Source organism: Streptomyces sp. KL2 (genome assembly GCF_046529545.1).
Taxonomy (GTDB): domain Bacteria; phylum Actinomycetota; class Actinomycetes; order Streptomycetales; family Streptomycetaceae; genus Streptomyces; species Streptomyces radiopugnans.
On the sequence record NZ_CP127170.1, the window covers coordinates 5,330,294 to 5,343,040 of the forward strand.

Annotated in this window: 12 protein-coding genes; 7 read left to right on the forward strand and 5 right to left on the reverse strand. The window is 75.1% G+C overall.

Going from position 1 to position 12,747, the window contains the following annotated elements:
• Positions 1-73: 73 nt before the first annotated feature.
• The 5 genes from QPK52_RS23975 (at position 74) to QPK52_RS23995 (ending at position 4,659) form a co-directional block, all read left to right on the forward strand.
• Positions 74-790 (forward strand): FMN reductase, encoded by a 717-nt coding sequence (locus QPK52_RS23975; protein WP_410539536.1) that lies wholly within the window; start codon positions 74-76, stop codon positions 788-790.
• A 57-nt stretch (positions 791-847) separates the two neighbouring features.
• The gene (locus QPK52_RS23980; protein WP_410539537.1) at positions 848-1,816 is read left to right on the forward strand and encodes a helix-turn-helix domain-containing protein; all 969 of its coding nucleotides are present in this window, start codon (positions 848-850) and stop codon (positions 1,814-1,816) included.
• Positions 1,817-1,873: 57 nt separating this feature from the next.
• A complete protein-coding gene (locus QPK52_RS23985; protein WP_410540456.1) occupies positions 1,874-2,356 on the forward strand; it encodes a VOC family protein in 483 nt (160 codons plus the stop codon).
• 136 nt (positions 2,357-2,492) lie between these two features.
• A complete protein-coding gene (locus QPK52_RS23990) occupies positions 2,493-3,560 on the forward strand; it encodes a glutathione S-transferase family protein (RefSeq protein WP_410539538.1) in 1,068 nt (355 codons plus the stop codon).
• 88 nt (positions 3,561-3,648) lie between these two features.
• Positions 3,649-4,659 (forward strand): zinc-binding dehydrogenase, encoded by a 1,011-nt coding sequence (locus tag QPK52_RS23995; protein WP_410539539.1) that lies wholly within the window; start codon positions 3,649-3,651, stop codon positions 4,657-4,659.
• 239 nt (positions 4,660-4,898) lie between these two features.
• On the opposite strand, the gene snpA is transcribed toward QPK52_RS23995, so the two are convergent.
• Positions 4,899-5,555 (reverse strand): snapalysin, encoded by a 657-nt coding sequence (gene snpA / locus QPK52_RS24000; RefSeq protein WP_410539540.1) that lies wholly within the window; start codon positions 5,553-5,555, stop codon positions 4,899-4,901.
• A 338-nt stretch (positions 5,556-5,893) separates the two neighbouring features.
• On the opposite strand from snpA, the gene QPK52_RS24005 reads away from it, so the two are divergent.
• Complete coding sequence (locus tag QPK52_RS24005) at positions 5,894-7,054, forward strand: LysR substrate-binding domain-containing protein (protein ID WP_410539541.1); 1,161 nt, start codon at positions 5,894-5,896, stop codon at positions 7,052-7,054.
• A gap of 80 nt (positions 7,055-7,134) precedes the next feature.
• Here the strand turns inward: QPK52_RS24005 and QPK52_RS24010 are convergent, their stop codons facing one another.
• Positions 7,135-7,290: a hypothetical protein gene (locus QPK52_RS24010; RefSeq protein WP_410539542.1), complete on the reverse strand. Its 156-nt coding sequence runs from the start codon at positions 7,288-7,290 to the stop codon at positions 7,135-7,137.
• A 367-nt stretch (positions 7,291-7,657) separates the two neighbouring features.
• Between QPK52_RS24010 and QPK52_RS24015 the strand changes: the two genes are divergently transcribed.
• The gene (locus QPK52_RS24015; protein WP_410539543.1) at positions 7,658-8,293 is read left to right on the forward strand and encodes a hypothetical protein; all 636 of its coding nucleotides are present in this window, start codon (positions 7,658-7,660) and stop codon (positions 8,291-8,293) included.
• Between the two features lie 107 nt (positions 8,294-8,400).
• Here QPK52_RS24015 and QPK52_RS24020 read toward each other — a convergent pair whose 3' ends face one another.
• From QPK52_RS24020 to QPK52_RS24030, 3 genes are all read right to left on the reverse strand, one after another.
• Positions 8,401-9,279, reverse strand: a complete 879-nt coding sequence (locus QPK52_RS24020; RefSeq protein ID WP_410539544.1) for a carbohydrate-binding protein — start codon at positions 9,277-9,279, stop codon at positions 8,401-8,403.
• A gap of 76 nt (positions 9,280-9,355) precedes the next feature.
• Positions 9,356-10,291 (reverse strand): helix-turn-helix domain-containing protein, encoded by a 936-nt coding sequence (locus tag QPK52_RS24025; protein WP_410539545.1) that lies wholly within the window; start codon positions 10,289-10,291, stop codon positions 9,356-9,358.
• 71 nt (positions 10,292-10,362) lie between these two features.
• A complete protein-coding gene (locus tag QPK52_RS24030) occupies positions 10,363-12,438 on the reverse strand; it encodes a neutral/alkaline non-lysosomal ceramidase N-terminal domain-containing protein (RefSeq protein ID WP_410540457.1) in 2,076 nt (691 codons plus the stop codon).
• Positions 12,439-12,747 lie beyond the last annotated feature (309 nt).

The following is a 12,747-nucleotide window of genomic DNA, read 5'->3' on the forward strand; positions in this document are numbered from 1 at the left end:
CGGGGCCCGGACTCCGGGCCCCGGACCGGACCCCACCGGGCACACCGGACACCACCCGCGCAGGAGAAACACCATGGAACCCATCCGGATCACGGCCGTCTCGGCCGGCCTCGGCCGCCCCTCGTCCACCCGCCTGCTCGCCGACCGGCTGGCGGCGGCGACCAGGCGGCAACTGGAGGGCGGGGAACGCCCGGTCGAGGTGCGGGTGGTGGAGCTGCGCGACCTGGCCACCGACATCGCCCACAACCTGGTCACCGGCTTCCCCGGCCCCGCCCTGGCCGAGGCGGTCGAGACCGTGACCGGGGCCGACGGCCTGATAGCGGTCACCCCGGTCTTCACCGCCTCCTACAGCGGTCTGTTCAAGTCCTTCTTCGACGTCGTCGACAACACCGCGCTGCACGGCAGGCCGGTCCTCATGGCCGCCACCGGCGGCACCCCGCGCCACTCCCTGGTCATCGAGCACGCCATGCGCCCGATGTTCGCCTACCTGCGGGCGGTCACCGTCCCCACGGCCGTCTACGCCGCCTCCGAGGACTGGGGCGGCGTGGACGAGAGGGTGGGCGAGCTGTCCGCCCGGATCGGCCGGGCGGCGCGGGAGCTGGCCGAGCTGGTCGGCGGCCGGCCGAGGCCCGGTGACGGTCCCGGTGGGACGGGGGAGACCGGCGGGACCGGCGAGGCCGACGAGGCCGACGAGGCCGACGAGGAGGAAGCCGGCGGGGCCGAAGAGGCCGGAGGGACCGAGGCCGTCGTCCCCTTCGCCCGGCATCTGGCCGCCCTCGGCCTCGACTGACACCGCCCGCCGAACAGCTCCGCCCGCCGCGTCCGCCCGGGGCCGATACTGGGCCGTATGGGTACCGCGACCGGAACCGGCCCGGCGCGCCCCGCCGGCCCCGAGGCGGCCGGCGGGGCGGTCGACGAGTACGTGTGCCGCAGCCCGGCCCCGGCGCTGCGGCCGTACGTCGCCCGGTACACCGGCTACCGGCAGGCCGGTCTGCCGCCCGCCCTCCACCGGGGCCTGCCCTCCCCGTACCTGACGCTGATCCTCACCCTGGACGACCGGCTCACCGTGGCCGCCCACCCCGACCCCCGGCAGCCGCCCGGCCACTACGACACACTGCTCGGCGGCCTCCACGCGGCGCCCGCGCTGATCGCCCACGAGGGCAGGCAGTCCGGCGTCCAGATCGCGCTCGGCCCGCTGGGCGCGCGGGCCCTGCTGGGCCTGCCCGCGGGCGAGCTGGCCCATCTGGACGTACCCGCCGACGCCGTGCTCGGCCGGCGCTGCGCCGAACTCCACGACCGGCTGCGGCAGGCCGCGACCTGGCCCGAGCGCTTCGCCGTACTGGACCGCCTCCTGCCGGGCCTGCTGCGCCCGGAGCCGGCCGCGCACCCCGGGGTGGCCAGTGCCTGGCGCCGTCTGCTGGCCTCGGGCGGCACCGCCGCCGTCCCGGAGCTGGCCGAGGAGGCCGGCTGGAGCACCCGCCATCTCACCGGCCGCTTCCGCACGGAGATCGGGCTGACGCCCAAGGCCGCCGCCCGGGTGGTCCGCTTCGACCGGGCCCGCCGACTGCTGGCCGCCCGTGCCGCCCGGACCGGGCGTCCGGCGTCCGGCGGGGGCGAGCTGGGGCTGGCGGCGCTGGCGGTGGAGTGCGGCTACTTCGACCAGGCCCATCTGGCACGCGAGTTCCGCGCGCTGGCCGGCTGCGCGCCGAGCCGCTGGCTGGATCTGGAGCGCGGCACGCTGTTCCGAAACGTCCAAGCCGGGGACGGGGCCGCGGAGCCACAGTGGGGTGCGCAGGGGCTCGCCGAGGACCGGTGAGCGATGAGGGCCCCATCGAGGAGGACGGCAGGAATGACGGCAGGGACGACGGCAGGGATGGCTGCGGCCAAGGACGGCACGGCACCGGAGCCCGCCGCGCCGGAGCCCACGGTGTGGCCGACGCTGCGGGCCCGCGACGCACTGGCGCTGATCCGCTTCCTGGCTGACGCGTTCGGCTTCGAGGAGACGCTGGTCGTCAGGGGCGGGGGAGCGGACGCGGAAACCGTCCACCACGCGCAGCTGGACTGGCCCGAGGGCGGCGGGATCATGCTCGGATCGGTGCGCGGAGGCGAGGACGACCCCTGGCCCCTGGAGCCGGGGAGCTTCGGCGCGTACGTCGTCACCGACCGCCCCGACGAACTCTTCGCCCGGGCCGTGGGCGCCGGGGCGCGCGTGCTGAGGGAGCCGTACGACACCGAACACGGATCCCGCGACTTCGCCGTACGCGACCCAGAGGGCAACCGCTGGCAGTTCGGCACCTACCGCGGCGAGCCGCGCGGGACGGCGCGCCCGGCGCGGGCCGCGGCCGGCGGGAGCTGACGGGGGCCGCCGGGCGTACGGGTGCCGGGGCCGTACGGGTGCCGGGGCGCGGAGCGGGTAGGCGTCCCGTTCCCGCGCCCCGCCGCCGGGAGCCGGACGGCCGGGACGCCCGAGAGCCCGAGAGGAAGACGGCCCCATGACGACCAGCGTCGGCAACCCCGGCAGCACGACAGCCGAGTACAAGAGGTCCCCGAGCCACTTCACGGACCGCATCACGGCCGACGGCGCCGACGGCTGGCCCGTCGAGGCCGGACGGTACCGGCTGGTGGTCAGCCGGGCCTGCCCCTGGGCGAGCCGCGCCCTGGTGGTGCGGCGGCTGCTCGGCCTGGAGGACGCGATCTCCCTGGCGGTCACCGACCCCCTGCAGGACGAGCGGAGCTGGCGCTTCACCCTGGACCCGGACGGCAGGGACCCGGTGCTGGGCATCGCCTTCCTCGGCGAGGCGTACGCCGCCCGCGAGCCCGGCTACGACGGCGGCGTCAGCGTACCGGCGATCGTCGACGTCCCCAGCGGCGTGCTCGTCACCAACGACTACCCGCGCATCACGCTCGACCTGGCCACCGAGTGGACCGCGCTGCACCGCGAGGGCGCGCCCGACCTGTACCCCGAGCCGCTGCGCGACGAGATCGACGAGGTGATGGAGGACATCTACCGCAACCTGAACAACGGCGTGTACCTGGCCGGGTTCGCCAAGAGCGAGCGGGCCTACGAGCGCGCCTACCGCAACCTGTTCGCCTGCTGGGACCGGCTCTCCGAGCGCCTGGCCGGCCGCCGCTACCTGGTGGGGGACACCATCACCGAGGCCGACGTGCGGCTGTTCACCACCCTGGTGCGCTTCGACGCCGTCTACCACAACCACTTCAAGTGCAACCGCAACAAGCTGACCGAGGACCCGGTGCTGTGGGCCTACGCCCGCGACCTCTTCCAGACCCCCGGCTTCGGCGACACGGTCGACTTCGACCACATCAAGCGCCACTACTACCAGGTGCACACCGACATCAACCCCACCCAGATCGTGCCGCTCGGCCCGGACCCGTCCGGATGGCTGACCCCGCACCACCGCGAGGAGCTGGGCGGGCGGCCCTTCGGCGACGGGACCCCGCCCGGTCCGCCGCCCGCGGCGGAGGAGATCCCGGCCCCGGGCCGGGCCGACAGCGGACCCGGCGCCGGGACCGGACCCGGGGCCGACGCCGGCGGGGCGTGAAACCGGGCGCCGGGCCGCGTTCCCCGCGCCCTGCGCGGGTACCCCGGCCGGGACGGGGGACGATCACAGGCACCGATGTGGGAGACAGGTGGTCACCGTGCTCGCCGGACGGCTGAACGTGAAGACGCGCGCCTTCTTCGTGGAGGAGGTGCCCACTCCGAGGCCGGGGCCGGGAGAGGTGCTGGTCAAGGTCGAGGCCGCGGGGGTCTGCCTGTCGGACGTGCACCTGATCGACGGCACCCTCACCCCGCTGTACCTGCGCGGGGACACCGTCACCCTCGGCCACGAGGTCGCGGGCGTCGTCGCCGAACCGGGCGCGGGCGTGACCCGGTGGCGGCCGGGGCAGCGCGTTCTGCTCCAGGCCGGGGAGGAGCGGGACGGGGTGGTGTGGACCCGCGGAGTGGACTACGACGGCGGCTGGGCCGAGTACGCGGTGGCGGCGGAGTCGACGCTGGTGGAGATCCCCGACGGACTGCCCTTCGAGCAGGCCGCGATCATCCCGGACGCCGTGTCCACCCCGTGGGCCGCCATCACCGCCACCGCCCGCGCCGAGCCCGCGCGCCCGGCCGGCGTCTGGGGCGCGGGCGGTCTGGGCGTGCACGGCGTGCAACTGCTGCGCCTGGTCGGCGCCGCGCCGATCATCGCGGTCGACCCCCTGCCGGAGGCGCGCGAGCGGGCCCTGGCCTTCGGCGCCGACATGGCCTTCTCGTCGGACGACCCCGAACTGCCCGCCCGGGTGCGGGGGGAGACCGGCGGGGCCGGGCTGGCCGCCGCGTTCGACTTCGCCGGGGCGCCGGCGGTGCGGGAGCAGGCGGTGCGCTGCCTGGGGCCGGGCGGCAGGCTGGTCCTGGTCGGTCTCACCGACAAGCCGCTGACCATCAGCGACGGCACCGCCTTCAGCTACTTCCAGCAGCAGGTGCTGGGCCACTACGGCTCCTCCGACGAGCATGTGGTGCAGCTCGTCGAACTGGTGCGGCGGGGCCGGCTGGACTTCTCGCGGTCGGTCAGCGGGGTGCTGCCGCTGGCGGAGGCGCAGGAGGCGGTGGACCGGCTGCTGCGCAAGGAGGGCAACCCGGTCCGGCTGATCCTGCGGCCCTGAGGCGGTGGTGGGCTCACGCCCCGGTGGCCGTACGGCCCGGCGGTTGTACGGGCGGTGCGGCCGTACCGGCGGTGTGAACCGTGGGCGCCGGCGCCGGGCAGGGTATCGACTCTCCTGCCCGGCGCCGGAGAAAGGCCGCCGGACCGGCGTCCGTGGGGGGAGAAGACGCCGGGCCGGCGGGCGGCCGCGCCGATCGGCGGTCGTCCGGTGAGCCGGCGCACCGGACGACCGCCCTGCTGTCAGCGGGCCTTGGCGGCGGACTCCTTCTGGAAGGCGCTCAGGCCGTACGCCCAGAGCTGGTTGACCCGGCTGCGCTCGGCGGCGTTGGGGTAGGCGTTGGTGCAGGACGGGCCGGGGCCGCCGCCGGACATCAACTCGCTGCACGGCCCGGAGTAGTTGTCCCGCAGGCCCAGCACATGGCCGGTCTCGTGCGAGGTGACGCGGGTGGAGTTGTAGACCTGGTTCTGCCGGTAGTCCAGGAAGATGTAGCCGTTGCCGCGGCCGTCGGTGCTGGCGTAGGAGCCGCGCGAGTCGTTGCCCTCGTAGTAGCGGAAGTCGGCGTTGCTGCCCGACACCAGGCGCACGTTGCTGACCGAGGAGTTCCATATCTGGGCGCTGCGGGATATCTCGGTGGCGAACGAGGGCGCCCGGCTGGCGTCGTAGACGACCGTGACGGCCTGCGCCCCGGTGGCCTGCTGCTTGGAGAGCGCGGACTCCATCACGGCCTCGAAGAAGGCCCTGGTGTTGGCCTGGTCGGCGGGGGAGCCGGAGTACGCGGCGATCGAGGCGGGGAGCCGGTCGGCCGGGGCGGGGGCTGCGGAGGCCGGCACCGCGGCCAGGCTCAGGGACATGCCCAGGCCGAGCGCCGCGGCCAGGGCCGCTCTGGAGGACTTCATGTGGGGGGTCTCCTTCTCGTCGCCGAACCCGGGTGCGGAACCTGAAGCGGAACCTGAGGGGGGCCGGGCCCGGCGGAGGAACTTCGGTCAGTCAGGATTGTGTTCGACCTCCGTGCCGCCGGGATGATGCCAACCGGCGATAGCGCCGCGTTATCACCCGTGATCGCACCGCTCGATCCCCCGCCGCCCGCCCCTCCCCGGAGGCCGGCCGGAGGAGCCCTGCCGGAGGAGCCCCGTCCGGGAACGGTCGAAGTCGTGCGCCGGGAACGCCGGGCATGCCGTTTCGGCGGCGTTTGGGCGGCTGGTGCCGCCTGTTGGGGCGTCGTTATCCTCCAGGAGTGGAGCTCGACGTGAGGCATCTGCGCGTGCTGTGCGCCATCGCCGACGCCGGCAGCGTCCGCAAGGCGGCGCTGAGCCTGGGCATGAGCCAGCCCTCCCTGACCACGCAGCTGCGCCGTATCGAGAACGCCATCGGAGGACGGCTGTTCACCCGGGAGCGCACGGGCAGCCGCCCCACGGCACTGGGACGGTCCGTGCTCTGCCGCGCACGCCCGATCGTCGCGGACATGGCGGCCCTGGTGAGCGAGGCGAGGAGCGCGGCGGCACTGGCCGGAGGCGCGCGGCTGCGGATCGGCAGCACGGCCAGCCGTGCCGTGGCCGGGTGGGTGCGCAGGCTCCGGGCCCGCTACCCCGGTGCCGAGACCGGGATCCACATCGACGTCTCCGCCAACTCGCTGCTCCAGACGGTCGCCGACGGGCAGGTGGACGTGGCGTTCGTCCACGAGCCGGAGGGCTTCCCGCTGCGCTTTCCCCCGGGAGTGGAACAGCACGTCCTGGTCGCCAGGGAACCGCAGTTCATCGCCCTGCCCGAGACCCACCCCCAGGCGGGCCGCCGGGTGGTCGACATGGCCGACCTCGCCGACGACCAGTGGATCGTCGACTTCACGGCGGACGGCGAGTGGGCCGCCACGCGCCGCGCCTTCGCGACCGCCGGGCTGAACCCGCGCATGGTCCACGTGCCCGACAACACCACCGCCGCGGCGCTGATCGCCGGGGGCGAGGCGGTGAGCGTGTGCCAGCCCGTCTCGCAGCAGCGCCAGGGAATGGTCATCCGCCCGCTGCGCGGTGACCCGCTGGCGGTACGGCTGTTACTGGCCTGCCGGTCCGACAGTCCGCTGGCGGCGGAGGCCGGGGGCCTGTGCGCCGACCTCATGGCCGCCTACGCCGAGGTCGCCTGGGCCAGTCCCGCCTACCGCTGGTGGCTGCTGCGCCACGGCAGTCCGCTGCTTCCCCCGCCGGAGGGCGGCCTCGGGCCGTCCGCCGCCGAGCTGCCCGGCGCGCCGCCGCCCGGCCGCGCCGACGCCGGGGGCGGCCTGCCGGACGCACCGCCGGAGCACGTCCTGGCCGCGGTGCCGGGCCAGCTCCTCGCCGCGCGGCGCGCCGCTCAGCAGACCACTCAGCACACCGCCGTGCCGCGCGTACCCCGGGCGCGCGGATGAGGAGCGGGCCGGGTGGGGCGGGCGGGAGGAGACGGTGCGGGGTGCGGGCGGTATGAGGTGTGTGCGGCGGGCCGCCGGGGTCAGCCCCCGCGGAAGCCCGGCGGCGGCTCGACGGTGTGGAAGCACTGGGTGCACACATAGCCGCCGCGCGGCCCTTCCTGGACGGCCCAGCCGCACTGCGCGCAGTGCATCACGGCCACGTCGGGCGCCGGGACCTCGGAGTGCGACGGGGTCATCCGGTCGCTCCGCAGTTGCCGCAGGACCAGCGCCCGTCGGGGCCCTGGATCACGGTGGCTCCGCATGTGGTGCAGTTCAACGGCAGTTCCCCTTCCGCCGTGTCCCGCCGGGTCCGCCCGCGCCGCCGGTGCGGTCACCACCGGGAGGACGCGGCTGTCACACGCCACCGTAGCCCGGCGCACGGCCGGTGACGAGACCCTCTCCGCGCGTTCCGCTCCCGCCCCGCCTCCCGGTTCGCCTCCCGGCCGGGTGTTCCCCGCGCCGTTGGGCGCCTGGTGTCGCAACTCACCCCGGCGGCCCGTGCGGGGCTCGCTACCATCGAGTCACCGAATACCGGAATCAGCCCTTCCGAAATGCGGGACCAAGGTGTCTGCTGATCTCTCCTCCGTCATAGCCGCCACCACCCGGTGGCTGGTCCGCTCCTACCCGACCGCCGGCGGCGTGCTCAGCGCGTCCCTGGCCGAGGCGCAGGCGCGCCAGGCGGTCACGGTCGCGGCCTGGCTGCGCTATCCGACGCTGCTGGATGCCGCGCTGGTGGCGGTCGCCGGTCCGGGCGGCGCCCTGCGGCTGGACCGGATCACCGGCGCGGCGGCCCCGGAGCCGGCCGGTCCCGACGGCCTCGGCGACTCCGGCGGTCCCGGCGACTCCGGCGGCGCGTCCGCCGGTCTGCCGTGGATCCCCGTGCCCCGCGAGCCCGGCGAGACGGGGAGCGCCTGGCGCACCTGGGTGGACGAGGTCCTCGCCAGTTGGGCGGCCTGCCTGCTGAGTTCGCCGGATCTGGTGGAGGAGGCGGTGGCCGGTGCCCTGCGCAGCGAGCACGCGCGGGGTCTGGCGGTCGACTTCCGCAGGCTGGCCGCTCCCGACGGGCTCGACCGGCAGGCCGCGCCCCTGCTGCGCCACCCCGATCTGATGGAGCCGATCGCCGAACTGCACCGCGCCGGACTCCTGGCCTGCCTCGGCTCCCACCGCGGCCCGGACGCCGAGGCCGTGGCGGCCGACTGACCGCGATCGCGCTTGCGGCCGGTCGGCCGCCACGGCGGTGCCGGGACGGAGCCGGTGCCGGGACGGTGCCGGGGCGGGGTCGCGGGTCGGGGCTCAGGGGCCGGGGGTCAGGCCCGCCGCCACAGGGCCGGGGTGTTCGGCGGTTCCCAGCCGGCCTGGGACAGATGCGCCTGGAGACATGTGTAGGAGGCGCCGCCGTACCCCACCCGGTCGCCGGCCCTGTAGCCCACCCCCGCGCGCCAGGTGTCGCCGGGGCCGTCCGGGGGCGGGGTGGTGGGCGGGGGCGTCTGGGAGACGTCGAGGACGAAGTCGAACGTGGCCTCCTTCGCCGAGCCGACCGTCCGCACGTTCATCAGCAGCGCGGGGTCGAAGATCGCGTCGGTGCCGTTGCGCGGCTCGCCCGGGAAGTAGAGCTGGGTGGTGAGCACGGGGCGGCCCGGGGCCTGCGCCTTGACGTGGATGTGCCGGGTGCGGCCCGGGTACAGCCCGGGGACGATCGTGGTGAGTTCGAACGCCCCACGCGCGTCGGTGTACTGGTGGCCGCGGAACCGGTAACCGGTGTTGTCGTAGGCGCCGCCCGCGTCCGCCTGCCAGAAGTCCAGCAGTACGTCCGGGAGCGGCCGGCAGGACCGGCCGAACACGTACCCGCTGACGGTCAGCCGTGTGCCCGGGGTGCCCGCGTCGACGAGCGAGGTGCGGCGCGGCGAGTTCGGCTTGAAGTAGGGGCCCTCCATCTGCGGGGGCGTGGGATCGTCCCCGTCGTCGCAGTACGGGGTGAGCGGGAGCGGTTCCCCGGCGGACGACGGCCGCAGGGTGCGGGCCAGGGCCGGCGCGCCGCCGACGAGCAGCGGCAGGGGGGCGGCCAGCAGCGCTCCCTTGAGCACGCTCTTGCGGCTGATGGGAGCGGAGCGCCCGGGGCGCGGCCCGCAGCCGGATCCGGTTCCGGAGTGGGGGGTGGTGTGGTCTTCCACGGTCTCTCCTGGCATCGGGGAAGGTGGTATGGACCTTTCGCGAGCAGGTCTGAACCTATGGGCGCGTCTGGGCTGAGGCGATGGACAGGATTCAGCGTTCGTGGTGATTCGTTCCGGTCCCGTCCCGGTCCGTCCCGCGATCCCCGTCCGCCTCCTCGTCCGCGCCCGCCCCGCCGCTCTCCCCGGCTCCGCGGCGGAAGGCGCCGGGGCTGACACCGGTCTCCCGGCGGAAGAACCGGCAGAAGTACGCCGGATCGGCGAAGCCCGTGTGCCGGGCCACCTGCCCCACCGTCATCCCCGTCCCCGTCAGCAGCCGCTTGGCCTCCAGCACCCTTGCCCACCGCAGGAGTTGCCCCGGAGTGCGCCCGGTGGCCCGCTTGACCGTCTCGTTCAGATGGCCGACCGACACGCCCAGCCGTGCCGCGCACTCGCGCACCGACAGCCGCCCCGCCTCCGACTCCTCCAGCAGCCGGCCGAAGTCCCGGGCCGTTCCACCCGTCCGCCCGGTCGCCGAAGCCTCCGCCCCGCCGCCGGACAGCCGGCTCGCGCGGACGAGGAGGACGTGCAGATAGGACTGGAGGACGGAGGCGAAGCCCCCGCCCCGGCCGCGGTACTCCCGGTCCATCTCCCGCAGCAGCGCCGAGAGCCTGACCGCCTCGTCGCGCGGTGGCCGCAGCCACGGCCGCTCCCGCAGGCCCCGCAGCGTCTCGCGGTCCTCCGGGTGCTCCAGCAGGAAGTCGTCGGTGAACAGCACCACCCAGCCGTTCAGGCCCGAGACCCCGCGCCAGTGGTGCACCTGCCCGGGGGCGACCGCGCAGAGGTTCGGCGGACTCAGCCGCCACGGCACCGCGTCCACCACGTGCGTGCCGCGGCCGCTGGTGACGTACACGATCTCGTGGAAGACGTGCCGGTGGGGGAAGGCGGCGCGTGACAGCGGGCCGATGGTGTCGAAGGAGCCGATGGCGAACGGCAGTTCGTTCGGCGCGGGCACCTCCAGCCGGTGCAGCGGTACCGGGTCGTACGTCACTCACCCCACCTCCTCGGCGGCCGGGCGGCCCGGTGGAGCATAGTGCGGGACGCCCGGCCGCCGGGGAGGGATCAGGCCGACACGGTGAACGTGCGCGTGGTGCCGGAGAAGGAACGGGCGCCGCCCACCAGGGGTTTGGCGTCGCCGTGGTAGCGGACGCGGTAGCGGCCGGGTTCGGCCCCGGCGGGCACGTCCCAGGTGACGGTCACCTTCGAGGCGGCGATCCCGTCGCGCTCCCAGCGGAAGGCCGTCGACCAGTCGCCGTCGTCGGCGACCGTGCGCCACACCCCGCCCTCGTACCGCTCCACCCGCAGATAGGTGCTGCCCCGGTGCAGGTCGTTGCCGGGATGGGCGCCGGCGAACACGGCCGTGACCCGCTCGCCGGACCGGTAGCTCTCGCGCGGCTGGGTCAGCACGTCCCCGAACGAGCGCCCGATCTGCGGGGCGTCCAGCACGATCGGCGGCTGGAGGGCGAGCGGCGCGGCGGACAGGTCGGGCGGCTCCGGACCGGTCGGCAGCGCCCGCCCGTCGCGCATCGCGCGGGCCAGCTCCGCCGATACCTGCTGGACCGCGGGCAGTTGCCAGCGGCCGAAGAGGGTGCTGCCGCCCTCGTAGTGCTGGACGTCGTACTCCTCGGGGGTGGTGAGGTAGTGGAAGTAGGAGTTGGCGTAGCCCGCCACCAGCACGTCGTCCAGCCCGGCGCCGGTGACCTCCGCGACGGTGCGGCGCAGCCGCAGTCCCGCCGCGATGGTGACCTCGCCGGGGACGCCGATCAGGTACAGGCGGCCGATCCGCACCAGCTGCACGGGCACGATCTCCTGCACCCACGGGTAGATCCGGTTCATCTCCCCGATGGGCACGGCGATCGCCTTGGGCGCGTGGGCGTCGCGCAGCTCCGGCGAGACGGTGTAGAGCACCGAGTGGGAGACGGCGTCCCAGAAGGGGTTCTCGCCCTCGGAGAAGCCGGGGAAGGCCGGCCCGTCCTCCGTGCTGCCCGCCGCCATGGCCGCGCCGACCGCGGGCTTGGCGGTCCTGTGGGTGCGTCCGTCGCCGGTGAACTCCGGTTGCACGGTGACGTCGGAGAGGTCCACGTACACCAGCCGGGAGTCCACGCCGCCGGACAGCCGGGTGCCGGGGCGCTCCAACTGCCGTGCCGCCGCCTCGTACTGGCGCAGCCCGTTGGCGCGGGTGCGCTCGAAGTCCTCCGGAGTGGTCGGCGGCTCCAGGTCGAGGTTGGGGGACATGTCGCCGGCGTTGGTCTGCGCGAAGGCGGCGATCACCTCGGGCGCGTCGTCGGCCAGGTAGTCCGCGCCCGCCACCTCGCGCTCCCAGTGGTAGGCGGCGTAACCCTTGTTGTCGGCGCTGATGAGCCGGTTGTCGCCGGACATGCTGGTGCAGTGGGTGGCGAACCAGTTGACCGCGCCCACCAGCCGCCCCTGCCGCTCGATCCGCAGCAGTGTGGTGAGCGGGTCGGTCGCGTCGGGGAAGTGCGCCTTGACGTCGGCCGGGTTGCGGTCGAAGGCGGCGCGGGACCGGTTGACGCTGGCGCCGCGCAACTCCCCTCGGGAGAGGGAGAGTTCGGCGGGCGCCAGATCGGCGTGGGCCCGGCGGACGGCCTCCGTGATGCCGCGTACGACCGCGTCGAAGGTCTTGGCGTGGAAGCCGAGCGTGGTGATGTTGTAGAGCAGGTGGTGGGAGTAGCCGCCCGGCCCGGCGTGGGTGTGGGTGGCGGTGATCATGGTGTTGCGGGCGTTGTAGAGGCCGCCGTACCGCTCGTCCAGGGCGCGCAGCACCGCCTGGTGCACGCTGGAGAAGATCATGGGGGAGTCGACCACGACGAGGGCCACCCGCTCCCCGGCGCTGCCGTCCGGGGCCCGGTCGGCGATGACGAAGGCGCGGGCCCGCAGCCGGTTGTGCAGGCCCTGGGCCTGCTGGTCGGTACGCCCGTAGCCCATCATGCCGACCTCGGCCACCTCGCCGGTGGCGTCCGCGATGCCGCGGCCCACCAGATAGGAGCCGGCCCCCGCGCCGCCGGCCTGCCCGGCGGCGGCCGGGGCGCGGAGGGCGGAGGCGCCTTCGGCGGAGTGGGCCGTGCCCGCAGGGAGCCCGGCGAGGCCGAGCCCGGCCGTCGCGGCGGTGGCGCGCAGGACGCTGCGGCGGCTGCTGCCCGGCGTGCGGGCGGGTGCGCCCGGTGTGGCCGGTGTGTTCGGTTCGTCCGGGGTGTCGCCGGACGGTGTGCGCCGCTGGGTTCGGGAATCGCTCACGTGCGGCTCCTCACGGTGCTGTAGGGGGTTACCGCCGGTTTACCGACAGGCGTTGTGAGCATGACACCCGCGGCATCCGCAGACAATCCGTCTGCGGAGGATCGCCGCCGAACGGCCGAGGGCACCCGCAGCCGCTCCGGCCGGAATCCGGCGGCCTCCCGCGGACCCGCCCGCGCAGGCCGCGATGGACCG